A 23868-nucleotide genomic window follows, 5' to 3' on the forward strand; every position below is an offset into this window, starting at 1 on the left:
GTGCTAGTCCAAGTGTTTACTTTTGAGGCTGAATTTTTAATTAAGCCTTGTTTTTAATCACTGAAATTAGCTTACTAAGCTGTAACCGCTCTTCTTTCGTTAGGTTCTTCTTCATACTCAGTTCTTGATAACGTTGTTCAAGATACTGGTTGTTTAACCAAACGAGTGTTTCCTTTAACTTTTGAAGCAAGTTTTCATCCGCCACTTGATGATCCCATTGGGTCAGTTTTTTTAGGGTGCTGAATTGGTTATCGCCCCTAAACTGTTCAAGTAGTTGTGCGCTGCTTATCACTTGTCCGCGAGTTAAATCTAATACAAGGGTCAGCAAGTCAATGCCGGCCATCTGTATATGTTTTAGCGCTGGTTGTTCAGGTAAGTTCTCACCTAAACGTGGGTGCTGTACCAACAATGCAATGGCTAATCGCAATGGAGTACCACGTCCTTTCAACGCTTTGTGCTGATTTGGCTTTTCAGCTGTCTTAGTCGAAAAGTTGAATTTTCGTTTAAGTTCATCAGCACCGTTCATTCTTAGCTTATGTGCTAAATCTTCAAGTAACAGGCTCTGTAAAACGGTGTCCTGTACTTTTTCTATCAGTTTGATGGCATTCTTTGCCAACACACTTTTATCTTCATTACCGTAGGTTTTTGTTAGGTTTTCAAACAAAAACTCGGGTAGCGCCATCGCTTGGTCGATACTGTTTTCAAATTGCTCTTTACCAATTTGTCTGACTAAAGTATCGGGGTCTTCCCCTTCAGGAAGGAACATAAAACGAACTTGATTACCAGGCTTGAGCAGAGGTAATGCTGTTTCTAATGCGCGCCATGCAGCTTCTTTACCTGCTTTGTCACCGTCGTAGCAACAGATGACTTCTTTTGCACTACGAAGTAATAGCTGGAATTGATCAGCTGTGGTTGACGTTCCTAGCGAAGCGACAGCGTAGTCAACGTCAAATTGTGCTAGTGCAACCACGTCCATATAGCCTTCAACGATTAATACTCGCTGTGGGTCTCGATGACGCTGTTTAAGTTCGTAAAGACCGTAAAGTTCATTGCCTTTATGAAATATGGGCGTTTCTGGAGAATTCAAGTACTTTGGCGTACCTTCTCCTAAAACTCGGCCACCAAAGCCAATGACTCGTCCGCGTCTATCGCGAATAGGAAACATGAGTCGGTCACGGAATCTGTCATAGCGTTTACCGCTATCATTCTCAATAACCATACCGGCGGTGAGTAGCTTATCTTGCGAATCTTGGTTCTGGCGGTAACGACTTAGTAAGCCATCCCAACCGTCGGGTGCAAAACCGATATTGAAGTGTTCAACCACTTCTTTTGAAAGGCCTCGATGCTCAAGGTAATCAAGGACTTTTTGTTTGTCAGTGTGCTGTCTAAGCTGATTTTGAAAGAAGTTACTGGCTTCTTCCATTAACTGATATAAGTCGCGACTGAGTTCTTGGTCGCGTGGTTTGCCAGTGCCTTGTTCCCGTGGAACTTCAAGTCCCAGTTGTCCAGCGAGTTCTTCAATGGCATCAACAAAGTCGAGTCGGTCATATTCCATGACAAAGTCGATAACGTTGCCGTGCGCGCCGCAGCCAAAACAATGATAAAACTGTTTATCTCTGCTAACTGTAAAAGAGGGAGATTTTTCGCTATGAAAAGGACAACAGGCAGAGTGATTTTTACCCGCCTTCTTCAGGGGCACTTTAGGGTCGATTAAGTCGACAATATCAGTGCGAGCTACTAGCTCATTAATAAAATCACGAGGTATCGCCATTAGTGTTGTTAAATGCCGCCTTTATTACGTGAAATCAAAAATTACGTGAAATCAGGAATTTCGGAAATAAAATTAGGGAATTTCTAAAACAAACAAGCCGCGCAGAAGCACGGCTCATTCATGCAATAAAACTAAAGTTACTTAAGTTTTGCACGGATCATAGCGCCAATTGCCGCCATGTCAGCTCTACCCATAACTTTTGGTTTTAAAGCTCCCATTACTTTACCCATATCCGCCATGGTGGACGCGCCCATCTCAACGATGCTTGCATCAACTAACGCAATCACTTCCTCTTCAGAAAGCGGTTGAGGCAGAAATTTTTCTAAAACTAGAATTTCATCTGCTTCAATTTGTGCTAGCTCGTCACGACCTGCTGCTTCATATTGAGCAATAGAGTCACGACGCTGTTTTACCATTTTGGTTAAGACCGCTATAGCTTGGTCGTTAGTCAGAGTCTCGCGGGTGTCCACTTCGACCTGCTTAACGGCGGCTAGTGCCATACGAATAGTCCCCAAACGCAGCTTTTCTTTCGCGCGCATGGCTTCTTTCATTTGGTCTTTTAGCTGATCAACTAGGCTCATAATGAGATTAGTATAAACGTACGCGACGTGCGTTTTCGCGAGAAAGCTTCTTAGCAAGACGCTTAACTGCAGCGGCTTTAGCACGCTTACGTGCAGTAGTTGGCTTCTCGTAGAATTCACGAGCGCGAACGTCAGCTAGGATACCAGCTTTTTCACAAGAGCGCTTGAAACGACGTAGAGCTACGTCGAATGGTTCGTTTTCACGTACTTTAATAATTGGCATACGCCATCACCCCTTAGGTGTAGGTTGTATTGAGACAATTACTTGACTCAGATAATTTAAAAATGGTGCGGAATTCTATACCGACTTAGACCCTCTTGTAAACCCCTTATAGCGATCAGAATGTGTCAATATCGGCGATATTATCCGCAGACCGCAACAGCGCTATGGAGTAATTAAAGCACAGCAGGTAGAATTAGCGGTAATTATGTCAACCGAAGACGAGAAATAATGCGGGTTTTAGGTATAGAAACATCCTGTGATGAAACAGGTATTGCAGTTTATGATGATGAAAAGGGTCTGCTATCGCATGCGCTTTATAGTCAGGTTAAATTGCATGCTGACTATGGTGGAGTCGTGCCAGAACTTGCATCACGAGACCATGTTCGCAAGATTGTGCCTTTAATACGCCAAGCACTTGCTGATGCGGGTATGACTATTGATGATCTTGATGGTATCGCTTATACCAAAGGCCCGGGTCTTATTGGTGCATTGCTCGTAGGTGCTTGTGTTGGTCGCGCTTTAGCTTTTTCTTGGGATAAGCCAGCGATAGGTGTACACCATATGGAAGGACATCTACTTGCGCCAATGCTAGAAGACGACGTGCCAGCATTTCCGTTTCTTGCTTTGTTAGTTTCTGGTGGTCACTCGATGATCGTTGGTGTCGAAGGTATTGGTCGTTATGAAGTGTTGGGTGAATCTGTTGATGACGCAGCTGGTGAAGCATTTGATAAAACGGCTAAGCTAATGGGGCTTGATTACCCAGGCGGACCAAGACTATCAAAACTCGCCGCTAAAGGCGTGCCAAATAGTTACCGTTTCCCTCGTCCGATGACGGATAAACCTGGGCTAAATATGAGTTTCTCAGGCCTTAAAACATTCGCGGCGAATACCATTGCAGCAGAGCCTAAAGATGATCAAACTCGCGCGAATATAGCTTGCGCATTCGAAGAAGCGGTTGTCGATACTTTAGCAATTAAATGTAAGCGAGCACTTAAGCAAACGGGTTATAAGAATCTTGTGATTGCAGGCGGTGTTAGTGCTAACACCCGCTTACGTTCGTCTTTAGCCGAAATGATGCAAGGCTTAGGTGGTAAGGTTTATTATCCGCGTGGAGAGTTTTGTACCGATAACGGAGCGATGATTGCTTATGCGGGCCTACAGCGTTTAAAAGCTGGACAAACTGAAGACTTAGCGGTTAAAGGACAGCCAAGATGGCCGTTAGACACGCTAGAGCCAGTAGATTAAAGTCTGCACAATTAGATTTTGAAAACGGCGCTCTAGAGCGCCGTTTTATATTCTGAATAAGGTGTACTAGTTAAAAACCATGGTTAGCATTACTGACGCGGAACCAGCCTGCGATGCTATAACGATTAACTGTAGTAGGCAGTACTTCATGAGGGAAGTGCTCGCTTAAAAACACCACCCACTTACCAAATTCAGGCGTAATGGTTTCAAGCTTATTGTCGGCCTTATCGTAAACTACCAGCTCACCAGCATGCTCTGGTTGCCAGTCATGGTTTAGAAATAACACTGAGGTCAGGATACGGTTTCGGGTACCCTGCAATACATCTGAATGCTTTTGATAAAAAGCGCCGGGCTCGTAAATAGCATAGTGGCTTTCAAAATCAAATAATCCCAGAAATAATCGCTTATTCATGCCTTCGCGCAGTTGAGTCATTAGCTCTAAATATTGTTTATCGGCAGGACGTTGCTCTGTTAACCAGCGGATCTGGTCGCTACGAATACTCTCTACAAATTGTTGCTCACCGCCACGGCCAATGGCAGCAGGGCGAAAATCATCCCAAGTTGCATTTTTAGAGGTTTGTAATAACTGTTCGCAAACAGTTGCAGGCAAGGTGTTGGACAGCACGATATAGCCGGTTTCAACCAATGCATCAGCAATAGTATCCATCACAGCTTCACTTAGTTGTGGAAGCATAACTTTGTACTCGGAAAAAGGGAGCAAACACGATAGCTGTACTGGCAGGCCTGAGTAGGCACTGTATTCGAGGTAGTGTCAGAAGGAGATATTTATTTGATGTATCTCCAGTAAAAATCGGCGCGATTATAGACTGGGATAACGAAAAAGCAATCTAATTAAAAACCGCTGTTGACAAGGTTGTGTTTAGGTAAAGCTGCTGAGTAATAGCTGTAAGCTATTTTCGCGTGTAGCTAGGGTGAAAGGTTAACGTTTTACGGTATTTTAGAGTGTTTTTTTCGCGATACTTTAGACTCTTCACCGCGAATTAAGCGCTTAATGTTATCTTTATGGCGAATAACAATTAGTGCTGACAACATGGTGACTGGAATGGTGAACCTGTCGTCAAGCCACCAAGTATAAACTGGGGCAAGTAACGCGGTGCAAATAGCCGCAAATGATGAATAACGCGTGACTAAAGCGATGACGATCCAAGAGCCCATTAAACAAAGAGCTAAATCAGGACCAATGGGAGCCATCGCGCCAAATGCGGTTGCCACGCCTTTACCGCCTTTAAAGCTAAAGAATATGGGGAAAATATGTCCAAGACAGGCTGCAATAGCAATTACCCCAAGAGCGATTGGGTCGACACCTAACCTAAAAGCTAAATACGCTGGCGCTGCACCTTTTAGCATATCAAAAAACAGTACCAAAGCGGCTGAGCTAGCACCACCAATACGTAAAACGTTAGTGGCGCCAGGATTACCTGAACCTTGGCTACGAGGATCTGGAAGGCCACGCATTTTACACACCAGAACAGCACTGGATATTGAGCCTGCAAAATATGCGGCCAAAATCATGACTATGGTGAGTACTGTTATGGTCAAATTGGTTTCCTTATCCGTCTTAGGGTATTATCGCGCCACATAAAAGAACGTGCTTATTGTGCTTGGTTCGTTACCGAACAATTAAACGCATAACGAGTACATAAAATGCTGTCGGAAATACTTTATTAGCAGCCTTGCTCTAAAAGCGACAACTTTTTATTAATCTTTATATAGCGAGGCTTATCCTACTTTGCTTTGGTCTCGTTATAAAGAGCGTTAGCGTATTATTTAGCTTTGCGGCGGATTATATCCCTTTTGTCCGTTTTAGCTTATCAGACCTCAGTGTCATGGATTAGAGTTTTGGAGAAATCATGGATAAAGTACTGATTAGAGAGCTTAGAATTGAAACCGTAATCGGGGTCTATGAGTGGGAAAAGCAAATTCACCAGAGTTTGCTTATTGATTTAGATATGGCTTGGGATAACCGTCCTGCTGCGGCTAGTGATGATTACCAACATGCCCTTTGTTATGAAACGGTCTCAAATAAATTAACGGCTTTAATTACCGAAAAGCCTATCGAGTTGATTGAAACTGTGGCAGAAATGATCGCAACTTATGTGATGGCTGAATTTAATGTGCCTTGGGTTAAAGTCAAGGTGATGAAGCCTGGTGCAGTGCCTACAGCGTCCGCGGTTGGTGTTGAGATTGAGCGAGGTCACGCATAGATGGCTAAGATTTTTATTAGCCTTGGCAGTAATATTGAGCCAGAGCGTCACCTTAAGGCTGCTTTAACTGATCTTGATTATCATTTTGAACAATTGGAACTGTCGTCTGTATTTGAAAGTGAAGCGGTCGGCTTTGACGGCACTAACTTTTTAAATATGGTTGTTGCTGCCGAAACTGAGCTATCAATCGCTGAGGTTGTCAGTACCTTTAAGCAGATTGAGCAAGATCACGGCCGAGTAAAAGGCGCTAAAAAGTTTGCCCCAAGAACGTTAGATTTAGATCTATTGCTGTATGACGACATTGTCAGTTCGCAGCCGATAGAACTACCTCGGGCTGAAATTCTTTATAATGCCTTTGTATTATGGCCATTAGCGGAAGTCGCCCCATCTTTGCTGCACCCTGTTGTTAATCAGTCGTACCAAACCCTTTGGGATAATTATGACAAGCAACAGCAATCCCTATGGCCAGTTGAATTTAATTGGTCTGCTTAAACCCATATTAATTTAGGATAGTTATGGATACCTTTCAGGTGATTATATTGGCTCTAATTCAGGGCCTCACCGAGTTTTTACCGATTTCTAGTTCTGCACACCTTATCTTACCCGCGCAAATTTTAGGCTGGGAAGATCAAGGTTTATCATTTGATGTTGCTGTAAATACCGGTTCGCTATTAGCTGTAGTGATGTATTTTCGTCGCGAACTATTCTCTATGTTTACCGCATGGACCGGCAGTATTGCTAGCCGTAAACAAACTGAAGAAAGCAAACTAGCTTGGTGGATTATCTTAGCGACTATCCCAGCGGTTATTGTGGGCTTTACTGCAAAAGATTTTATTTCTACGCATTTGCGTAATATGGAAGTCATAGCTGCTACCACAATTATCTTTGGTTTATTACTTTGGTGGGCAGATAGAATGCAGCGCCAAGGTTTTAACGAGTTTCAAGTAGGTTGGAAAAAGGCTCTCATCATCGGTATTGCACAGGCTATGGCACTGATCCCTGGTACATCTCGCTCAGGAGCGACCATTACAGCAGCACTAATGTTAGGCTTAACACGTGAGGCAGCTGCACGCTTTTCATTTTTAATGTCCGTGCCTGTCAGCCTAGGCGCTGCAATATTGGTGACTAAGGACTTACTAGAAAGTGGTCAAGCTATCGATTATCAAGCGTTAGGCTTAGGGATTGTGGTTTCGTTTTTAGCAGCCTACATCTGTATCCATTATTTCTTAAAGATCATTAGCAAGATGGGAATGACACCATTTGTTATTTATCGCCTAGCATTAGGTGTGGTGTTGTGTGGTCTTATTTTTCTTTAAATAGACCATTCCTTTAACGTTTTAGTTATCCAGCTAATGATGAGCACGATATGAATAGTATTTATCTTTGCCCTGTATGTCAGTCACCATTTAAGGTGCATGAAGAGTCAAAAGGGTTACATTGCGAAAACAAGCACCATTTTGACATTAACGAACATGGCTACTGGGTATTTAGCCAACCGAAAAAGCCAAAAGCGGATTCACGTGCAGTGATGCGCGCTAAGCGTTATGTTTTGGAGTCAGGAATTTATATTCCGTTAGCGCAAGCTATTGCGAAGGTGATTGCAGATTTACCACTGGTGACCTCGGCAAAGGCATTATCGCAACTTGACTATGATTGTGGTGATGGTTACTTCCTGCGGACGATTAAAGGGATTTTAGCCGAGTTAAAACCAGAGTTAGCATTAAGCCAAACGGGAATTTGTGAGGCTGAAAATGCGATATTCGCGGCAGCTAAAGCTGAGAGTAGCCCAACCTACATTGTATCAACACTTAAGCATTTACCTTTTGCTAATGATAGCTTTGATTTAGTGACATTGATTGATAAGCAATTAAAAGGTAAAGAACTGACTCGAGTGTTAAAGCAAGATGGCGTGTTACTGCAGGTTGCAGCTGGTCCAAGACATTTATGGCAAATACGTGAATTTATCTACCCAGATCTATCTGAAAAGCCTGTTAGCGACAATTTACCGAAAGAGCTAACCTTGTTACATAGTGAACGTATATCGCTGTCAGTAAGCGTGTCTGGAGAGCAAGCGATTGCTTTGCTTGAGATGACTCCTTATGCATGGCGAGCAAATGACAAAGTGAGACATGATATCCAACACGCTCAGTTCGATACATTAGAAGTCGACTTTGTTATTAACGTGATGACTAGAAAATAATTTGCGCACGGGGTAACCTTTGCTTATTCAACTAAATGGAAATCGAAAACTGATGATGCGTAATTTGCTGTTGTTCATCTTAGCGTTTTTGCCACTGGCATCTTTTGCTAATGTTTATCCTATTGCTCAAGATGGTAGTCGCCTCGTTGGTGAGCTACAGCAACATGTGGTGCAAAAGGGCGATTATTTCCAGACTATTTCAAAGCAATACAATATTGGTATTTTGGAATTGATGCAGTCTAATCCCGGTGTCGATCCATTTTTACCAACACCGGGAACGACCTTGTTGATCCCTACGAAAATGTTGCTCCCTGATGTGCCGCGAAAAGGCGTGGTGATTAACTTGGCAGAGCTGCGCTTATATTACTTTCCTAAAGGCGGTAAAGAAGTGCATGTTTTCCCGGTTGGTATTGGCCGGGTTGGTCGTGAAACACCTGAAATGGTCACTAAGATTAAGTCACGCATTCCTAACCCAAGTTGGACACCACCTGCGAGCATTCGTAAAGAGCACTTAGAAGAACGTGGAGAGGTACTTCCTAGAGTTGTTCCCGCTGGCCCAGATAATCCATTGGGTAAGTTTGCAATACAGCTTTCTTATGGGGATGGTAGTTACCTAATTCATGGCACCAATAAGGATTTTGGTATTGGTATGCGCGTAAGTGCGGGCTGTATCCGCCTAAATCCAGATGATATTGAATGGTTGTTTGATAAAGTTAAGTACGGCGAGCAGGTCACTATCATTAATGAAACCGTTAAAACCTCAACTGAGCCTGATGGTCGTCAGCTTATAGAGGTACATTCACCTTTATCTACCGCTGATGGTGGCGATAATACTGTTCGTGAAATGAAACGTGGTGTGGTTGAGTTTATCGGTAAAGATGAAGTGGATTACACTAAAGCTAATGACGCTTTACTTAGCCAAGCAGGGATCCCTGTAAATATTCAAAGCTAATTATTAATCGCTAAATACAGATTCAAATACTGTTTAAAGGCGTCCTTAGTGGGCGCTTTTTTGTGTCTGCAAGTTTACGGAGTGAGCTCATAGAATGTGATGTTTATATTTACGGATAATGTAGTAAAGGTAAATAGAGACGTTGTTTAGCAGATTAAGCGCAGCTGATAGCAGATAAATTTAAGGCTTGGTCAAGTGTAATACTCGAAACCAAGCCTTTGGATCTAACCTGTTTAAAAGCAGGTAAAGCTCCTAAACGTAATTACTTCTTGTAAGAAGATGCTACGTTGTCGATACGGTCGTTAGCACGCTGAGCTTCTGCTTGTGCGTCCATAGCTGCTGCTTTAGCATCGTTGATGTCTGCAGACAGTTTACCGTGATCTGATTTTAGAGAGCTAACTTCAGCTGAAAGCTGGTCAACTTTGTTACCTAGGTTTGCAACGCTTTCTTCAAGAGCAGTAGTGTTTGCACAGCCACCTAGAAGGGCAGTCATTGCTACACCAGCAATCATAAGTACTTTTTTATTCATCGGGAATTCCCTTTATATAGGTTGGTTTAAATAAGCACAGCTGCACATCACAACTGAACTCGTTAATTATGTCACAGAGAAAAAATTTTGCTATGCCTTTTAACGCTAAGCTCTGAATAACTTAGTGAAAATTTGAGCAATTGCAAGTTAAGTGCAAATAAACCGTGAACAAGGTATGTATAATCTTAGTTCATAAATGTGAACTTATTATGTTTTTTATTTAGTCTAAATGCCTCGTAACTCTTTAATCTCTTGGACTGCAGCTATTCTAGCTATATTGAGTTGCGTACGGATGTCCGCGCCTTTAAAGCCTTGTGCAATGATAGATTGAACTGCAACCGCTGAGGCAGCTGAAAAACAGCTTTTTAGATAGGCAGCTTGTGGGTAAGGACTCAATTCTAGTCCTTTGCGACCTTTACTATCTGCTTCACAGGCCAATAAGAGCTGTTCAAGACGTTGGGGTTTGCGCCAAAAATCAGCTTTATCAAACAGTTTTACTATGGTGTCTGCTCTGAGTTCGGTGATTTTATGAATATTTTGATGTTGATCGCTAACCAAAAGCGCTAAATCTAGGTAGTCATTAGGTACTCTAAAGCGTGTACATAGTGCTTTGATTAACGGTAAGCCTTTTTGCCCGTGGCCGTGATGCTTTGGCAGATGCTCTTTTGGACTTAGAGCTTTACCTAGGTCATGGACTAAAGCGGCAAAGCGCACAGAGTTATCTTTGCTGAGCTTCGCGGTTTGCTCTAGTACCATTAATGTATGCACGCCCGTATCGATTTCTGGGTGCCACTTCTCTGGTTGCGGTACACCAAATAATGCTTCGATTTCGGGGAATAGAACCGCTAACGCACCGCATTGTCTCAAGACTTCAAAAAAGATTTGCGGGGCATCAGTGGATAACGCTTTATTGAGTTCGACATAAACACGTTCAGCCGTTAATGCTTCTAGCTCACCACTTTCGCTAAGCTGAGTCATTAATGCCATCGTCTCTGGCGCAACCTTGAAACCTAAAGAGTGAAAGCGCGCAGCAAAACGGGCAACGCGTAAAACTCGAAGCGGATCTTCGATAAATGCATCTGATACATGCCTGAGTAGACGCTTTTCAAGATCGACAATACCTTGGTAAGGATCATATAGGTTACCCGCATCATCTTGTGCAATAGCATTTATCGTGAGATCACGGCGAAGTAAATCTTGGTCCAAGGTGACATCGGGGGCTGCATCCACGCTGAAGCCGCCATAACCTTTCGCAGTTTTACGCTCAGTGCGCGCAAGGGCATATTCTTGGCTTGTCTTTGGGTGTAGAAATACCGGGAAATCTTTGCCTACTTGAGTAAATCCTTTAGCCAGCATCTGCTCAGGCGTTGCACCGACAACCATATAGTCATGATCTTTCACTTCAAGGTTAAGTAATTTATCGCGGACAGCGCCGCCAACGAGGTAAATTTTCACAAGATTGCTCACTTACATAACAGGGTTGTGATTGTAACATGGTTCGAGTTTTTGCTTTGGGCATTTATGTTTTGTTCAACATCACCATATTTACCCGCATTATGGTCAAAGCTGCATTAAATTAATGCAGCTTTGATACTATAACAGCGAGGCTCAAAAACAGTGTTAATCACGGCTTTATGTTAAGCGGTATTATGTGCGCTAAAGCTTATTTAGTGGCGGCAAATTTTGACAAGCATTGCTCTTAGCTTTAACGTGAGCTGCGTATTGGCTATTAATAGTGTATTTAAAGCTCTAGCGTTAGTTTTAGCAATTTAGTTAATATTATGCCTAACCCGTGTTTAACACTATGGCAGTGGTATAGTGTGACTAGCGTATTAAAGTGCTTACCCAAAATCGAGGTAAGTTTTGCATGGTTTTAAAAGGATAAAAGCTCGCATGTATAAGGCTTTCTTTGGCTTAAATGACAATCCGTTTTCTATTGCACCAAATCCTCACTATTTGTTTTTAAGTGATCGCCATAGAGAAGCGCTGGCACATCTAACTTATGGGCTAGGTGAAACCGGCGGTTTTGTATTGTTAACCGGAGAAGTGGGTACAGGTAAAACCACTGTATCGCGCTGCCTATTAAAACAGCTGCCAGATAATACAGATACCGCGTTTATTCTTAATCCATCGCTAACAGAGTCGGAGCTGCTTGCGACCTTATGCGATGAGCTCGGGATTGTTTATGGCGAGGATCCAAGTCTTAAACAATTAACGGATTTAATCAGTAAATTCTTACTTGAAAATCACAGTAAAGATCGTAACACGGTATTGATTATTGATGAGGCACAGCATCTTAGGGCTGAAGTGCTAGAACAGCTAAGATTGCTGACAAATCTAGAAACAGACACTAAAAAGCTGCTGCAGGTGATCTTGATTGGTCAGCCTGAATTACAGCAATTGCTTAAGCGCCAAGAGCTTCGTCAATTGGCGCAACGCATTACAGCGCGATACCATTTGTTGCCATTAACCATAGAAGAGGTAGCGCTGTATGTGCAGCATCGTCTGCAAGTCGCTGGGCGTCATGAGCCGCTATTTCATAAGAGTGCGATTAAGGCGTTACACAAATACAGCGGCGGTATTCCCCGCCTGATAAATCTATTATGCGAACGCGCGTTAATGGCGAGTTACGCCCAATCGAAAGTGCCGATTGATAACAAAATGATACGCCTAGCATCAGCTGAAGTGTTAGGTGAAGAACCAAAACAAAACAATGTATTAAAGCCCGTGGCAATAGCGGCATCATTAGCTTTGACTTTTGGCGCTGCCTTATACCTGTTTCTGCCGCAAAATAATCAGGCAGTGAATACTGCAAAAACAGTATCGAAAACAGAGCCAGCGGCTCAAGTGAATGCTCAGGCCAAAGTGGAAAGCCAAAAATTAAGCAGTAGCCAGCGAGTGCTGAATAATGCGATTTCTCAAAGTCGAGATATTGATAGCGCTTATGCCAGTATTTTGGGCTTGTGGGGTAAAGTACCCTATATCGGTCTATCAGCTTGTCAGTCTGCGCAGCAGCAAGGCTTAGATTGTTTTCAGCAGCAAGGTAATTGGCACTCATTGGTACGGCTAAATTACCCTGCAGTGGTTTATCTCGCCGATGATAACCAACAAGCTTTCTATGGCACCTTGATATCTAGACAAGGCGAACAAGTGCTACTGCAACTTAATGAGCAGCAACTATGGGTTAGCCGCGATTGGTTTAATCGACACTTTACCGGTACGTTTGAAATATTGTGGCAGGCGCCACGAAATCAACCCAAAGAGATTGGTCAATCGGCGAATCAAGCCCAAGTACAGTGGTTAGAAAATAGTTTAGCGCGGGTGACCGATAGCGCGCCACGGTTAGTGGACCATTTCGACACTGAACTTGAGCAAAAGCTTAAGGCGTTTCAGCGTCAGCATGGATTAATTGCAGATGGCATTGCTGGCTCACAAACGTTAATACAGCTGAATTTGTACTTGAGTGAGGCTGGCCCGCGCCTAGGTCAAAGCAAGAGGTTGTATTAATGTCGATTTTACTCGATGCGGTGACGCGCGATAAACAGCAATCTCAAGCCATTACCCATGATGTGGTGTTAACGCCAAGAGCGCAATATAAAGCGAAGCAACAGGATCATGGAGGCGTTAAATTTGCGGCTCTTTTCGTGCTTTCATTGTTATTGATGGTTGTTGCGGCTTGGCTGGTAAGTAAAGCGCTTTCGCCTATAACTGAGACAGTCTCGTCTATCCATGAACATACTGCTCCGGATAGCATTAGCCAAAATCCCAGCAGTGAAAATATCAGCACTGAAAACATCAGTAGTCAAAATAGTACTACTCAGCAAAAGCCAGTAGCTGAGGTTCGATTAGCGGGCAAAGTCGCCTTGCCGGTCGCGCAGACGCTAGCACCGCAGACAGCGCTACATGTCAGTGGTCGTTCAGGCTTTAATACTGGGGCTAATTCAAGAGCTAACTCTACTCAACCAGAAGCGGCTAATTACATCAGTAATAATTATGATGAGGCGTTAGACAACCCATTAATGGCAGCCTTACTCAACGCACAAGAAAGTGTTGAACAAGAATTTCCACAGACGGCGACAAAGCAGCAAGTTAATACCGTCGTAGAAGATAATAATCGTTATAGTAATGATTATGAGCCAATAATTTTAGGGGCCAATAGCAATAAGCGCGGTAACGATTTACTCGACTCTTTGAAGTATGAAGTTGAGTACGCCGCCAATGAAGTGGGACTGGAAACAAATGAGCCCGATCCTAACAATAATCTGCTGGCAGCTTTCGAGGCGGCTTTAAAAGATGTAGAGCGAGAAAAATCGGTAGAAACACCAGTGACGGAAGCGAAGCTGGATCCTATTCCTACAACACCTAAGTCTGACGCTATCCCTAAATATGGTCAATTACCAGCAGGGTTGCAGCTACAAGTACCAGAATTCAATATCAATGCTCATGTTTATTCAAGTGTGGCTGATAACCGTTGGTTAAATGTTGATGGGGCAGAGTTGCAAGAGGGCGACAGTATTCAAGGTAAATTGACTATTGTTGAAATAAGGCCAAGAGATGTGGTGCTAGCGATTCAAGGTACTGAATTTAAAGTACCTGCAATCTAGAGTAACGCGCATATAAAACAATGTGCAGCATTAACAAAAAGGCCTAACTCACGTTAGGCCTTTTTGTTTTTATCATTCTGACGAATAGCAATTAATTATATAAATAGTAAGCCAAAAACAGTGTTAGCCCATAACCGACTGTGTAGCAAAGGCTAAGTGCTGGTACATATTTAAGGTAGCTGACAAAGGTCAATTCTTTCACTTTGCTCATGGCAATAATCCCAGCCGCAGAGCCAATCACTAACAGTGAACCACCAACGCCTACGGCATAAGTTAAACCTAACCATTCAGGCGTGTTGAGCACTGGCTCTGCTTTTAATAGCGCGGCAGTCAGTGGCACATTATCTAGCAGCGCCGAGCCAATACCAGCAACAAAATTCGAAATGTTGGGATCATACTGAGCGTAAACTTGGGCGAGTAAATCTAGCGTACCTATTTCTTTAAGCATGCCAACTAGCAGTAAAATACCTAAGAAAAATAGCAGTGTGTCGTACTCGACCTGGCGAATATACTCAAGGATTTGCAGCTCTTCTTTATCACTTCTAGTCGTATGTCCAACTAAAAACATCACTGAAAGGCCGGTTAAAAAGGTTAAAACTGGTGGAATACCAAATAGGATATTGAGAGCCATCGTCATGACGATAGTGGTAAAGAAGATCACCGCAATGAGTATATCAACCGATCGCACTTGCTTAGTGATAGGGCTGGTACTGACTTGCCCCTCAGCTTTTAACGAAAACAGCAAGGCTAAGAGCATGACGCTGATGGCCGCTGGCACAAATAGCATGAGCAATTCTGACATACCGACATGACCGCCAAGGAAAATCATTAAGGTGGTCACATCACCTGTAATCAAAGCAACGCCGCCAGAGTTAACGGCAAAGATAATAAGTACGGCCATACGCCTACGTATGTGCTTATCGAGTTTAAACGTCGTGAGTAAGCCAAGAGAGACTAAGGTTGCAGTGACATTGTCACAAATAGCCGATAAGACCAGCGAAAACATCGCGACTTGTATCATCAACATACGTACAGATACACGCTGAGGAAACAGCTTTTGCACCAAGATTTGAATCATGCCCTTGGCATTAAGGTAGGCCACAAAAGTCATTGTTGACATTAAAAACAGCCAAAGAGTTGCTATTTCTAACAGGTTTTCATTGAGTTGGTGTTCGACGAGCTTTTCATGGCTTGGGTCGCCAGCTGCCATAAACAAGGCTATCCAGGAAATACAGCCAAAAAACAGCGTGGTTTTTGCTTTATTGAGGTGGGTGACCTCTTCAAACACAATACTTAATAAAGCCAGTACTGCGAGTGAAATCAAAAATGCGTACAACATAGGGCTACTCACATTGGTGATGTTATGACGTACCTAAACTTATGCTGGGTCGCCAATTTAAGTTTATTTTAAGGTTTGTGGGTGAAGCGGGGGCGATCAGACCATAGTGAAAAGCATAAGGCAACTAATACTTACCTCTAACTTTTGCGTGTAACGTGATCTGTGTTGTGATGGTTTTGTGAGTATTTAGCGATATAAACTAAATTCTACAACCTAAATAGGGATAATAACTGTCGTTGTTTAGTTTTTACTAATTTTGCGGTTGTCTTTGCTGGACATGCGGCATCATTTGAATAGGCTATGTATGCTGTTCTAAGAGTTTTTTTGGCGAAACTTATCGTTAACCGTGTAGCGTAAGGTATTTCACCTATTTTCCTGTGGCAGCGCGGAAAGCGTTAAAGAGGGAAGTTAGACGAGCGCATCCCTTTTGCATTGACGGGCGTTACAGATATAAAAAAGGAACACTAATAAGTGTTCCTTTGATGTTTAGCTATTACGTTTAAGCCATTACGTGTAACCGAGTGCTTAAGCGTAATTATGCTTTAGCAAGCTTGGCAAATACGCGATCAGCAGCTGCTAGTGTTGCCTCAAGCTCTTCTTCACCATGAGCAAGTGATAAGAAACCTGCTTCATAAGCGCTAGGAGCAAGGTAAACACCTTCGTCTAGCATTAGGTGGTAGAACTCAGCAAACATCGCAGTGTCACACTTAGTCACTTGAGCAAAATTAGTCACAGTTTCTTCGTCAGTGAAGAAGAAACCGAACATGCCACCAACGTAGTTGATTGCCATTGGAATGCCGTGCTTATTAGCCGCAGCTTTAAAGCCTTCAGCAATATACTCAGTCTTAGCTGCTAGTTGCTCGTAAACGCCTTCTTCACAAAGCGCTTCCATCTGTGCAAGACCAGCAGACATCGCAATTGGGTTACCAGACAGTGTACCTGCTTGGTAAACTGGGCCTGTTGGTGCGATAAACTGCATGACATCTTTACGACCGCCGAAAGCACCGACTGGCATACCGCCACCGATAACTTTACCTAGAGTTGTTAGATCTGGCGTGACGCCGTAGTGACCTTGTGCGCCGCTCTTAGATACGCGGAAACCTGTCATTACTTCGTCGATAATCATCAGTGCGCCATACTGATCACAGATAGCACGTAGACCTTGTAAGAAACCGTCGATTGGCGGGATACAGTTCATGTTGCCTGCAACAGGCTCGATGATGATACAAGAGATCTCTTCAGGGTATTGCTCGAAGATAGCCTTAACTGAATCTAGATCGTTGTAAGTTGCTGTTAGCGTGTGCTTAGCGAAATCTTCAGGAATACCTGGAGAGCTTGGCTGACCCAGAGTTAGTGCGCCAGAACCTGCTTTTACTAGTAGGCAGTCAGCGTGGCCGTGGTAGCAGCCTTCAAACTTAAGAATTTTGTCACGGCTAGTGAAGCCACGTGCTAAACGGATAGCACTCATGGTGGCTTCAGTACCTGAACTCACCATACGAACTTGTTCAATTGAAGGAACCATCTCGATGACTTTCTCAGCCATAGTGATTTCAAGTTCAGTTGGTGCGCCAAAAGATAGGCCATTTTCAACAGCAGTTAATACCGCTTGACGAATTTTAGGGTGATTGTGGCCTAAAATCATTGGGCCCCAAGAACCTACGTAGTCGATATACTTTTTGCCATCTGCGTCAAAAATATAAGCGCCATCAGCTTTTTCGATAAAGCGAGGTGATCCACCTACACCAGAAAATGCACGTACTGGAGAGTTTACGCCACCTGGGATGGTCTTTTTAGCTTGTTCAAATAGTTCGTCAGAACGAGTCATTTTTAATCCTTAAATTTGTAGCCGATTTAAAAATCAGCTTTTCGAGAATACCAATTAACAGGGCGTTCGTACTGCTCAAGTTGAGAGTCAACACCTAACGTCAGTGCAAACAGCGCCATGCGGATTAACAGACCATTATCGGCTTGTCTAAAGATAGCCAAATTTGGATGGTCGTTAAGATCGTTATCCAATTCGTTTGCTTGTTCACGAGAATCTCGTGGCAATGGATGCATGATCACAGTGTTTGATTTGCAATGCTGTGTATAAATACTTTGGTTTAAACGGAACTTACCACGGTATTTGTTCGCTTCTTCTTGAGAGGGGAAGCGTTCTTCTTGAATACGCGTTAAATAGAGTATATCAGCGCGATCTAAATTGCCTTCAAGTTGATCTGTTATTGTGATCTTATGGCCAGCATTTTCAATGTCACTGATCACAGAGTCAGGCATTGCTAGCTCTTTTGGTGATACGAGTGTGAAGCTGACATCTTTATACATGCATAACAGACGCGAAAGAGAGTGGACTGTACGGCCAAATTTCAAATCACCCACCATAGCGATATTCATGCCGCTTATGTCACGACCGCCTGCTGCCAGTTCTTTTTGAATGGTAAACAGGTCTAAAAGTGCTTGAGTAGGATGCTCGTTAGCACCATCTCCGCCGTTGATAACTGGCACGCGGCTACCTTTAGCAAACTCACTCACCGAGAAAGAGTCTGGATGGCGCATAGCAATGACATCAGAGTAGCTAGAGAGTACGCGGGCAGTATCGTAAAGCGATTCGCCTTTTGATAATGACGATGATGCCATGCCAACGGTTTCGTTAACGCGACCGCCAAGTAGGTTAAAAGCACTAGCAAAGCTGACGCGAGTACGGGTACTCGGTTCGAAAAATAGGTTGCCTAAAACTGCACCGTCTAAAACAGTGGTACGTTTTTGTCTTAAAGCATAGGGAGTCATGCGAGTAGCAACGGAGAAAACTTTTTCAACGGCTTCCAAATCAAGTTGGTTTACCGACAGAATGTGCGAACCTTGAAACTGAGTCATCAGCCTATATTTCCAATTTCTGAGGGGCGGTATAGCGACGCTATAGCCCAAATTTATGTAGGGTGGCTGAGGCGGCACTATAGCAGAATCTAATGGGCAGATAAATATCACAAGTACAGAACAATGGATTAAATTATATAGATTTTTGACTTATCACGGTGCCTTGAAACATTCTGTTGCGGCAAATCTAGCGAAAACCTTGCCAAACAGCTTGTTGAAGCGTAAAAATGCGCATGAGTAATCATATTTTCAATGCACAACAATATATTTGGAAGGCTTAGTTTGGACCATTTTATTTGGAATATTGACCCTATCGCGATAAGTGTAATGGGGCTCACGGTACATTGGTACGGCATTTTGTTTGCACTGGCGATTGCGTCAGGCTTTCAGGTGATGAAACGCATTTATATTAAAGAAAACCTACCGGTAGAGTCGCTTGATAATCTGCTGATGTATTGTGTGGTGGGCATTATCGTTGGCGCGCGTTTAGCCCATTGTTTGTTTTATGACCCAGCGTATTACTTGAGTCATCCTCTGAAAATTTTAGCTATCTGGGAAGGCGGTCTTGCCAGTCATGGCGGTGGTTTAGGCGCAATTTTAGCGCTGTACTATTATCAGCGTCAGGTGAAGTTGCCTTTCTTGTTCTTACTGGATCGTTTAGCGATTGCCACGGCAATATTTGGCTTCTTTGTTCGTATGGCTAACTTTGTTAACTCAGAGATTTTAGGTTTACCGAGCACTGTACCTTGGGCGATTGTATTTGAGCGTGTCGATATGCTGCCGCGCCACCCTGCACAGCTGTATGAAGCCATTGCTTACTTATCAATTTTTGCCTTGCTTTGGGCTATCTATAAGTTGACTGATATGAAGCAAAAGCACGGCGCGATTTTTGGATTATTCCTAGTGCTAGTATTTAGTGCGCGTTTCTTAATTGAGATGGTGAAGGTCAAGCAAGCTGTGTACGCCGATGCATGGACGTTTAGCGCAGGTCAGCTACTGAGTATTCCTTTCTTAGTCGTGGGTGTGGTGCTACTGGTTTTGCCTTATGTGAGAAAACCGAAAGCTTAACTAAATTCAGCTGTACTAAATGAAAGCCGTAAACTTAATGTTTACGGCTTTTTTATGTGAGTTGTAAAACGAATAATCAGTCGGGGCGGGGGATTAAATGCAGTGGCGCTGCATCACTTAAATAAGCTTCATCGACCTGATCTAACTTGTTGTAGCTAATCATCTGCCGTATGCCATCGATATAGGCTTGGCCTCGTTCTGAGTATTTATCTAATGTACCCGCTAGTTCCATTCCGGTAATGGGTTTATTTTGAGCCCGCAGCTTTGCCCGTAACTCTCTTAGTTTTTTATAGGCATTGTTAGTGTTGAGGTTAAGCATATAACCTTCTACAGATGCCAGTGGCGTGTCAAAGCGGGCTAAACCATAGTTACCTAACTCTTTACGTTGCTGCTTGGGGATCATACCTTTGCCGCTAAAGTCCCACTGACCAAAAAATGCGTTGCCCTCAACCGTAAAGCGAGATGTTGCCCAGCCACTTTCTTCTGCCGCTTGAGCCAGTACCAATGATGGCGGCATGATATCAACTTCTTCTAATAGTGCCTGGCGTTGTTCCTCGGTAAGTGCGGTATTGTCGTCTTTGGTGATTTTGTATTTATGAGCAATTTTTTGTAGTACTGCATCGTTTAGCGGCGCTTCGGTAATCAGCTTGCGTTCTAGTAAAATATTCTCGTTAGCGACCAAGATAAGAGGTGCAAGCAAGCGAAAGAACACCATCTTTTTTTGTTGTACCGGTATTTCATTAGAAGTCTTCTGCCAGCGCTCACTTACCGATTCAAACGTAAGGCGAGGAACCTCTCTATTGCCTTCTTGCCAGCTTTTTGTGTTGTAGTTGAGTGAATCAAATAAAGCCATCAACTCATCAAGCGAGTTGATACGAATATCTTTTGGCATTTTGGTCGGCCGCTTGTCTGATACGGTAGTAAAGCTGGTTTGAGTTTCATTTGAATTAGGTGTAGTGGCTAAATCTGCTGCTGTTACATTTTGCTTTTGACTGTTATCTGCTTGGAGTTTAGAAGAGTCAGTTTTTGATTTTTCAATCTTTTCTAGCGATATTGGTTCTTGAGTTTTATTCGTAACCGTATGACCTGCACTTTCAGGATTAAACTGAGAATTCGCTGCATAGAGGACAAGGACTAGCATGATGGCTGCAAGGGCAATAAGTGTTTGGGGCTTTTTAAGCATAAACAGTCCTTTATGTTTGAGGGGCTTTATACTTAACTTAATTTAGCCTAAATCAGACCAAGATTCTTTTTTTGTTTTTATTCCTTTAGCTGAACAAAGGCTTTTGAATACATAAGCAGGCAATAAAAAAGCCCAAACCACCGATGCAAAGTTCGGGTATTTGGGCTTTAGTTTAATTGCTTTACTGAATAGAGGTCTGTTACTGACTTAAATTAGACGCTGTTTGCGTTGAGTAATAATAGGCAACATCTTTCATTTCATTTTCAGATAGCATACCCGCCTGTGCTTGCATCAGTGGGTCAGCGCGATCGCCGCGCTTAAAGTCGACTAATTGCTTAAACAGATAAGCTGCTTTTTGGCCTTTCAAGTCAGGGTATGTCTTCATCATGCCGAGCATGGCATCACCGTGACAAGCGATACAGCGTTGATTAGCCAGTGCTTCACCTTTGCTAGCATCAGCTTGATAGTTTAAGGCCTTCGCCTCAAGCTTTAGTCCTTGTAATGCCAGAGTATCCTTAAAAGAGGTATCTTGCGCTGACACTCCAGTAACCATTAGCAAAGACAAGCTGCCGGCTATGATTTTATACTTCAACATATTAGTCTTCCTTAGTCGCTGTTGGAATAGGCGGCATTTGGTCGCTATCCAAAGGCTTACGTCTAAAGATCTTCATGTCGATACCTGTCTCATCATAATAAGTTGATAGATAATCTAGAACAGGATCCCAAGTGTCAGATAAATCCCACAAACCTTGAGTATCAACCATCCATTGAATAGTATCGCGCCAAACTTCGCGGTTACCCTTGTTTTGAGGAATAATCAACGAGGTGTGACAAGCATTACACTGGTAGTTAACCATCTCCCAACCCGGAGCCATAATTAGCCCTGAAACAGGATCTACTGGGTAGCTTTTAGCTGCATCAGCAGCCATCGCAGGAGAGAGGCAACTTAAGGCAAGCAAGCTTGCCGTAAACACAGTCTTTCTCATTATACGACCCTTACTGCCACTCGGTGACAGCCGTTAAATAGGTAACCTTTTGGGTTCCACTGTGGTTGAACCATTGGCTGAGTATCACCCTTGGTATCGGTCGCACGTGCCCAGATTTCATAGTAGCCAGCTTGTGGCAACTTAAGGTCAATGTTCCATTGTTGCCAAGCTGTAGGGTTTACAGGCTTAGTCAATGAGGCTGTTTTCCAAGTTGTACCGTAGTCGTAGCTGACTTCAACTTTTGCCACATCACGCATACCAGCCCATGCATGGCCGCTTACTGAAAGCGTTTTGCCCAGTGGCATTTCAGTGCCGGTTTGTGGCGAAGTAATTAACGACTTAACAATCATCTCTTCGATAATCTTAAAGTCTTTATTTTCTACTTTCTCACCAGGTGCAACTGGGAATTTTGGTACTTGGTAAGCTGGCGCTTCCATCTTCTTACCGTCATGAACGCGATCGCGAACGCCCATACCTGTGGCACATTTTTGTGAAACAGAGCCAGGACGGCCACCGAATACGATACGCAGTGGGTAACCGTGCATGTATGGAATATCTTCGCCGTTCATGCCCCAGGCAATCATGCCGTTCTCGTTCATTGCCGCATCGATTGGTACACCGCGTGATATTGCCGCGCCTTTGCCACTGATATGTTTGTCTGCGCCGTAGTGAGCAGTGTAAACAGCGTCACTCTTCACACCACAGTCTGCCAATACATCTTTAATTAATACGCCAGTCCACTCAGCGCAGAATACCGCCGTATTACTCCACTGGTTACCTTTGGCATTGGGGTAGAAGTTTTCACGGCTGTTACCGCCACATTCCAGCACTAACTGCTGAGTGTGAGTTTTGAACTTCTTCTTTAGTTCAGCAATAGTGTATGTTTTAGGCGTTTCGATTGACTCACCATCAACGGTGAACTCCCAAGTATCTGGATCAATCTTATCGAATTCTGGCATCTGACCGTTCCAGCGAATAAAGGCTACGTCGGCTGGAGTTTTTACTGGGGCAAGCAGATGTTCTGGAGGGAATGCGTTTAATGGGCTTGAGTTAAGCACTTTAAAGTGGCTTGGTAAGTCATCTACATTCTTCCACTTAACAGCAGATACGTCCATTGGCTCAATACCAGCTGGGCGATTAGATGCAAATGCCCAGTTTAGTGGCAGCATGGCTGTTACAGAGGTCGCCGCAGCGCCCTTTAAAAAATTACGTCTATCGATAGCCATTAATCTTGCTCCTTACCGGTATTGAAATAAATCGCCATAGCCTGCATCTGCTCTTCAGTTAACAGTTTGGCGACTTTGCTCATAGTCTTATCTTGGCGTTTATCTGCTTTAAAGTTCTTTAATTGTCCAACCATGTATTGCACGTTTTGCCCCTTTAAATTAGGGATTGAGGCGAATTGATTACTACCGTCGACTCCATGACAAGCGATACACATTTTGAGCAGCTTCTGATCATCTTCAGCCTGTGCTTGGCTACTGAAGCCAAACATTGAGGCAGAGATCATGACTAGTGCTGCTATTTTATTTTTTAATACACTCATTACGTGCCCTTATCGGGATTATGTTATTTACGTTCGGTCAGCGGCTTTCTAAATAAGAAAATCACATTCCCTTTGCAAAGAGCTCGATTACTACAAATATCAAATCACGACCCTGCAACGTTTTTATATCAAGGCCATCGGATGCATCTTTTCGTTTTGTGGCATAAGAAGGCGATTGAGTTCGTAAAACTACAGAAAAATGTGACCTTTAGCCTGTAAAAAATTCTAAAAAGTTGTGAAAGTATCGACTTTTTAGAAAGGTTTTGCGTTTAATTAGCTTTAGCCAGTTAATTAATGGTGGTAACGGAGTTGTGTAATGATTGTTGTTGGATTATTGGTCTATGGTATTGAATATACGCGAATTAAGTTGTTAGTCGCTGGTGGGGGGGAATTATAAACAATATTGTATGTTATTTGGGTTGGCGCTTTATTGGATTTTAGTTATTTTGGATAGTACGCAAGATTGAATTGTCAGTGCGAACTATTAGGTTTGTTAAGCATGATTTGAAATTATTGTTATGTACTAAGTTTATTTTTTGTTGGTT

24 protein-coding genes are annotated in these 23868 nt (G+C 43.2%); 9 read left to right on the forward strand and 15 right to left on the reverse strand.

Annotated features, from left to right (window positions below):
- Positions 1 to 40: 40 nt before the first annotated feature.
- From dnaG to rpsU, 3 genes are all read right to left on the reverse strand, one after another.
- Positions 41 to 1771: a DNA primase gene (gene dnaG, locus AB4298_RS07820; protein WP_371986263.1), complete on the reverse strand. Its 1731-nt coding sequence runs from the start codon at positions 1769 to 1771 to the stop codon at positions 41 to 43.
- Between the two features lie 137 nt (positions 1772 to 1908).
- Positions 1909 to 2352: a GatB/YqeY domain-containing protein gene (locus AB4298_RS07825; RefSeq protein ID WP_220765702.1), complete on the reverse strand. Its 444-nt coding sequence runs from the start codon at positions 2350 to 2352 to the stop codon at positions 1909 to 1911.
- A 7-nt stretch (positions 2353 to 2359) separates the two neighbouring features.
- The gene (rpsU, locus tag AB4298_RS07830) at positions 2360 to 2575 is read right to left on the reverse strand and encodes a 30S ribosomal protein S21 (protein WP_006080725.1); all 216 of its coding nucleotides are present in this window, start codon (positions 2573 to 2575) and stop codon (positions 2360 to 2362) included.
- A 228-nt stretch (positions 2576 to 2803) separates the two neighbouring features.
- Between rpsU and tsaD the strand changes: the two genes are divergently transcribed.
- On the forward strand, positions 2804 to 3820 hold the full coding sequence (gene tsaD / locus AB4298_RS07835; RefSeq protein ID WP_248997637.1) for a tRNA (adenosine(37)-N6)-threonylcarbamoyltransferase complex transferase subunit TsaD: 1017 nt from the start codon (positions 2804 to 2806) through the stop codon (positions 3818 to 3820).
- Positions 3821 to 3890: 70 nt separating this feature from the next.
- On the opposite strand, the gene AB4298_RS07840 is transcribed toward tsaD, so the two are convergent.
- Both AB4298_RS07840 and plsY read right to left on the reverse strand, forming a co-directional pair.
- Complete coding sequence (locus tag AB4298_RS07840) at positions 3891 to 4514, reverse strand: 2OG-Fe(II) oxygenase (protein WP_371986267.1); 624 nt, start codon at positions 4512 to 4514, stop codon at positions 3891 to 3893.
- Between the two features lie 254 nt (positions 4515 to 4768).
- Complete coding sequence (plsY, locus tag AB4298_RS07845) at positions 4769 to 5380, reverse strand: glycerol-3-phosphate 1-O-acyltransferase PlsY (protein ID WP_371986269.1); 612 nt, start codon at positions 5378 to 5380, stop codon at positions 4769 to 4771.
- 311 nt (positions 5381 to 5691) lie between these two features.
- Between plsY and folB the strand changes: the two genes are divergently transcribed.
- From folB to AB4298_RS07870, 5 genes are read left to right on the forward strand one after another with little or no spacing between them, the layout of a single operon-like run.
- Positions 5692 to 6045, forward strand: a complete 354-nt coding sequence (folB, locus tag AB4298_RS07850; RefSeq protein ID WP_248997635.1) for a dihydroneopterin aldolase — start codon at positions 5692 to 5694, stop codon at positions 6043 to 6045.
- Complete coding sequence (gene folK / locus AB4298_RS07855) at positions 6046 to 6537, forward strand: 2-amino-4-hydroxy-6-hydroxymethyldihydropteridine diphosphokinase (RefSeq protein WP_371986270.1); 492 nt, start codon at positions 6046 to 6048, stop codon at positions 6535 to 6537.
- 23 nt (positions 6538 to 6560) lie between these two features.
- Complete coding sequence (locus AB4298_RS07860; RefSeq protein WP_248997633.1) at positions 6561 to 7361, forward strand: undecaprenyl-diphosphate phosphatase; 801 nt, start codon at positions 6561 to 6563, stop codon at positions 7359 to 7361.
- A gap of 50 nt (positions 7362 to 7411) precedes the next feature.
- Positions 7412 to 8245: a putative RNA methyltransferase gene (locus tag AB4298_RS07865; RefSeq protein WP_248997632.1), complete on the forward strand. Its 834-nt coding sequence runs from the start codon at positions 7412 to 7414 to the stop codon at positions 8243 to 8245.
- A 52-nt stretch (positions 8246 to 8297) separates the two neighbouring features.
- Positions 8298 to 9197 carry a L,D-transpeptidase family protein gene (locus tag AB4298_RS07870; RefSeq protein ID WP_371986406.1) on the forward strand — a complete coding sequence of 300 codons (900 nt, stop codon included), beginning with the start codon at positions 8298 to 8300 and terminating at the stop codon, positions 9195 to 9197.
- Between the two features lie 262 nt (positions 9198 to 9459).
- On the opposite strand, the gene AB4298_RS07875 is transcribed toward AB4298_RS07870, so the two are convergent.
- Together AB4298_RS07875 and AB4298_RS07880 are read right to left on the reverse strand one after the other, a co-directional pair.
- Positions 9460 to 9726: an Lpp/OprI family alanine-zipper lipoprotein gene (locus AB4298_RS07875; protein WP_220782781.1), complete on the reverse strand. Its 267-nt coding sequence runs from the start codon at positions 9724 to 9726 to the stop codon at positions 9460 to 9462.
- Between the two features lie 225 nt (positions 9727 to 9951).
- The gene (locus tag AB4298_RS07880; RefSeq protein WP_371986272.1) at positions 9952 to 11181 is read right to left on the reverse strand and encodes a multifunctional CCA addition/repair protein; all 1230 of its coding nucleotides are present in this window, start codon (positions 11179 to 11181) and stop codon (positions 9952 to 9954) included.
- A 438-nt stretch (positions 11182 to 11619) separates the two neighbouring features.
- On the opposite strand from AB4298_RS07880, the gene AB4298_RS07885 reads away from it, so the two are divergent.
- Together AB4298_RS07885 and AB4298_RS07890 are read left to right on the forward strand one after the other, a co-directional pair.
- Positions 11620 to 13233 carry an ExeA family protein gene (locus tag AB4298_RS07885; RefSeq protein ID WP_248997629.1) on the forward strand — a complete coding sequence of 538 codons (1614 nt, stop codon included), beginning with the start codon at positions 11620 to 11622 and terminating at the stop codon, positions 13231 to 13233.
- Entirely contained in the window at positions 13233 to 14330 is a 1098-nt protein-coding gene (locus tag AB4298_RS07890) for a general secretion pathway protein GspB (RefSeq protein ID WP_371986273.1), read from the forward strand. Before AB4298_RS07885 ends, AB4298_RS07890 begins: the two co-directional genes overlap by 1 nt.
- Positions 14331 to 14421: 91 nt before the next feature.
- Here AB4298_RS07890 and nhaD read toward each other — a convergent pair whose 3' ends face one another.
- The 3 genes from nhaD to AB4298_RS07905 form a co-directional block, all read right to left on the reverse strand.
- The gene (nhaD, locus tag AB4298_RS07895; RefSeq protein WP_220782777.1) at positions 14422 to 15669 is read right to left on the reverse strand and encodes a sodium:proton antiporter NhaD; all 1248 of its coding nucleotides are present in this window, start codon (positions 15667 to 15669) and stop codon (positions 14422 to 14424) included.
- Between the two features lie 535 nt (positions 15670 to 16204).
- Positions 16205 to 17494 (reverse strand): glutamate-1-semialdehyde 2,1-aminomutase, encoded by a 1290-nt coding sequence (hemL, locus tag AB4298_RS07900; RefSeq protein ID WP_371986274.1) that lies wholly within the window; start codon positions 17492 to 17494, stop codon positions 16205 to 16207.
- 26 nt (positions 17495 to 17520) lie between these two features.
- Positions 17521 to 18540: an aspartate carbamoyltransferase gene (locus AB4298_RS07905; RefSeq protein WP_371986275.1), complete on the reverse strand. Its 1020-nt coding sequence runs from the start codon at positions 18538 to 18540 to the stop codon at positions 17521 to 17523.
- 252 nt (positions 18541 to 18792) lie between these two features.
- Here AB4298_RS07905 and lgt point away from each other — a divergent pair, with 252 nt between their 5' ends.
- The gene (lgt, locus tag AB4298_RS07910; protein ID WP_371986276.1) at positions 18793 to 19608 is read left to right on the forward strand and encodes a prolipoprotein diacylglyceryl transferase; all 816 of its coding nucleotides are present in this window, start codon (positions 18793 to 18795) and stop codon (positions 19606 to 19608) included.
- A 76-nt stretch (positions 19609 to 19684) separates the two neighbouring features.
- Here lgt and AB4298_RS07915 read toward each other — a convergent pair whose 3' ends face one another.
- The 5 genes from AB4298_RS07915 to AB4298_RS07935 form a co-directional block, all read right to left on the reverse strand.
- The gene (locus AB4298_RS07915; RefSeq protein ID WP_371986277.1) at positions 19685 to 20791 is read right to left on the reverse strand and encodes a glucosaminidase domain-containing protein; all 1107 of its coding nucleotides are present in this window, start codon (positions 20789 to 20791) and stop codon (positions 19685 to 19687) included.
- 199 nt (positions 20792 to 20990) lie between these two features.
- Positions 20991 to 21386 (reverse strand): c-type cytochrome, encoded by a 396-nt coding sequence (locus AB4298_RS07920; protein ID WP_248997623.1) that lies wholly within the window; start codon positions 21384 to 21386, stop codon positions 20991 to 20993.
- A 1-nt stretch (position 21387) separates the two neighbouring features.
- Positions 21388 to 21777: a cytochrome C gene (locus tag AB4298_RS07925; protein WP_371986278.1), complete on the reverse strand. Its 390-nt coding sequence runs from the start codon at positions 21775 to 21777 to the stop codon at positions 21388 to 21390.
- On the reverse strand, positions 21777 to 23003 hold the full coding sequence (locus tag AB4298_RS07930) for a molybdopterin-dependent oxidoreductase (protein ID WP_371986279.1): 1227 nt from the start codon (positions 23001 to 23003) through the stop codon (positions 21777 to 21779). Before AB4298_RS07930 ends, AB4298_RS07925 begins: the two co-directional genes overlap by 1 nt.
- Positions 23003 to 23323 (reverse strand): c-type cytochrome, encoded by a 321-nt coding sequence (locus tag AB4298_RS07935; protein ID WP_371986280.1) that lies wholly within the window; start codon positions 23321 to 23323, stop codon positions 23003 to 23005. Before AB4298_RS07935 ends, AB4298_RS07930 begins: the two co-directional genes overlap by 1 nt.
- Positions 23324 to 23868 lie beyond the last annotated feature (545 nt).

The sequence above is a fragment of the Shewanella sp. 10N.261.52.F9 genome, assembly GCF_041471165.1.
Lineage (GTDB): Bacteria > Pseudomonadota > Gammaproteobacteria > Enterobacterales > Shewanellaceae > Shewanella > Shewanella marinintestina.

What these genes read in the sequence shown, in the direction of transcription:
- tsaD (WP_248997637.1), top strand. Translation starts at nt 2,804, where the DNA reads ATGCGGGTTTTAGGTATAGAAACATCCTGTGATGAAACAGGTATTGCA.
- AB4298_RS07875 (WP_220782781.1), bottom strand. Translation starts at nt 9,726, where the DNA reads ATGAATAAAAAAGTACTTATGATTGCTGGTGTAGCAATGACTGCCCTT.
- folB (WP_248997635.1), top strand. Translation starts at nt 5,692, where the DNA reads ATGGATAAAGTACTGATTAGAGAGCTTAGAATTGAAACCGTAATCGGG.
- AB4298_RS07870 (WP_371986406.1), top strand. Translation starts at nt 8,298, where the DNA reads ATGATGCGTAATTTGCTGTTGTTCATCTTAGCGTTTTTGCCACTGGCA.
- AB4298_RS07885 (WP_248997629.1), top strand. Translation starts at nt 11,620, where the DNA reads ATGTATAAGGCTTTCTTTGGCTTAAATGACAATCCGTTTTCTATTGCA.
- nhaD (WP_220782777.1), bottom strand. Translation starts at nt 15,669, where the DNA reads ATGTTGTACGCATTTTTGATTTCACTCGCAGTACTGGCTTTATTAAGT.
- AB4298_RS07915 (WP_371986277.1), bottom strand. Translation starts at nt 20,791, where the DNA reads ATGCTTAAAAAGCCCCAAACACTTATTGCCCTTGCAGCCATCATGCTA.
- AB4298_RS07840 (WP_371986267.1), bottom strand. Translation starts at nt 4,514, where the DNA reads ATGCTTCCACAACTAAGTGAAGCTGTGATGGATACTATTGCTGATGCA.
- folK (WP_371986270.1), top strand. Translation starts at nt 6,046, where the DNA reads ATGGCTAAGATTTTTATTAGCCTTGGCAGTAATATTGAGCCAGAGCGT.
- AB4298_RS07825 (WP_220765702.1), bottom strand. Translation starts at nt 2,352, where the DNA reads ATGAGCCTAGTTGATCAGCTAAAAGACCAAATGAAAGAAGCCATGCGC.
- AB4298_RS07905 (WP_371986275.1), bottom strand. Translation starts at nt 18,540, where the DNA reads ATGACTCAGTTTCAAGGTTCGCACATTCTGTCGGTAAACCAACTTGAT.
- hemL (WP_371986274.1), bottom strand. Translation starts at nt 17,494, where the DNA reads ATGACTCGTTCTGACGAACTATTTGAACAAGCTAAAAAGACCATCCCA.
- AB4298_RS07865 (WP_248997632.1), top strand. Translation starts at nt 7,412, where the DNA reads ATGAATAGTATTTATCTTTGCCCTGTATGTCAGTCACCATTTAAGGTG.
- AB4298_RS07925 (WP_371986278.1), bottom strand. Translation starts at nt 21,777, where the DNA reads ATGAGAAAGACTGTGTTTACGGCAAGCTTGCTTGCCTTAAGTTGCCTC.
- AB4298_RS07920 (WP_248997623.1), bottom strand. Translation starts at nt 21,386, where the DNA reads ATGTTGAAGTATAAAATCATAGCCGGCAGCTTGTCTTTGCTAATGGTT.
- AB4298_RS07890 (WP_371986273.1), top strand. Translation starts at nt 13,233, where the DNA reads ATGTCGATTTTACTCGATGCGGTGACGCGCGATAAACAGCAATCTCAA.
- AB4298_RS07935 (WP_371986280.1), bottom strand. Translation starts at nt 23,323, where the DNA reads ATGAGTGTATTAAAAAATAAAATAGCAGCACTAGTCATGATCTCTGCC.
- AB4298_RS07860 (WP_248997633.1), top strand. Translation starts at nt 6,561, where the DNA reads ATGGATACCTTTCAGGTGATTATATTGGCTCTAATTCAGGGCCTCACC.
- AB4298_RS07930 (WP_371986279.1), bottom strand. Translation starts at nt 23,003, where the DNA reads ATGGCTATCGATAGACGTAATTTTTTAAAGGGCGCTGCGGCGACCTCT.
- lgt (WP_371986276.1), top strand. Translation starts at nt 18,793, where the DNA reads ATGCACAACAATATATTTGGAAGGCTTAGTTTGGACCATTTTATTTGG.
- rpsU (WP_006080725.1), bottom strand. Translation starts at nt 2,575, where the DNA reads ATGCCAATTATTAAAGTACGTGAAAACGAACCATTCGACGTAGCTCTA.
- dnaG (WP_371986263.1), bottom strand. Translation starts at nt 1,771, where the DNA reads ATGGCGATACCTCGTGATTTTATTAATGAGCTAGTAGCTCGCACTGAT.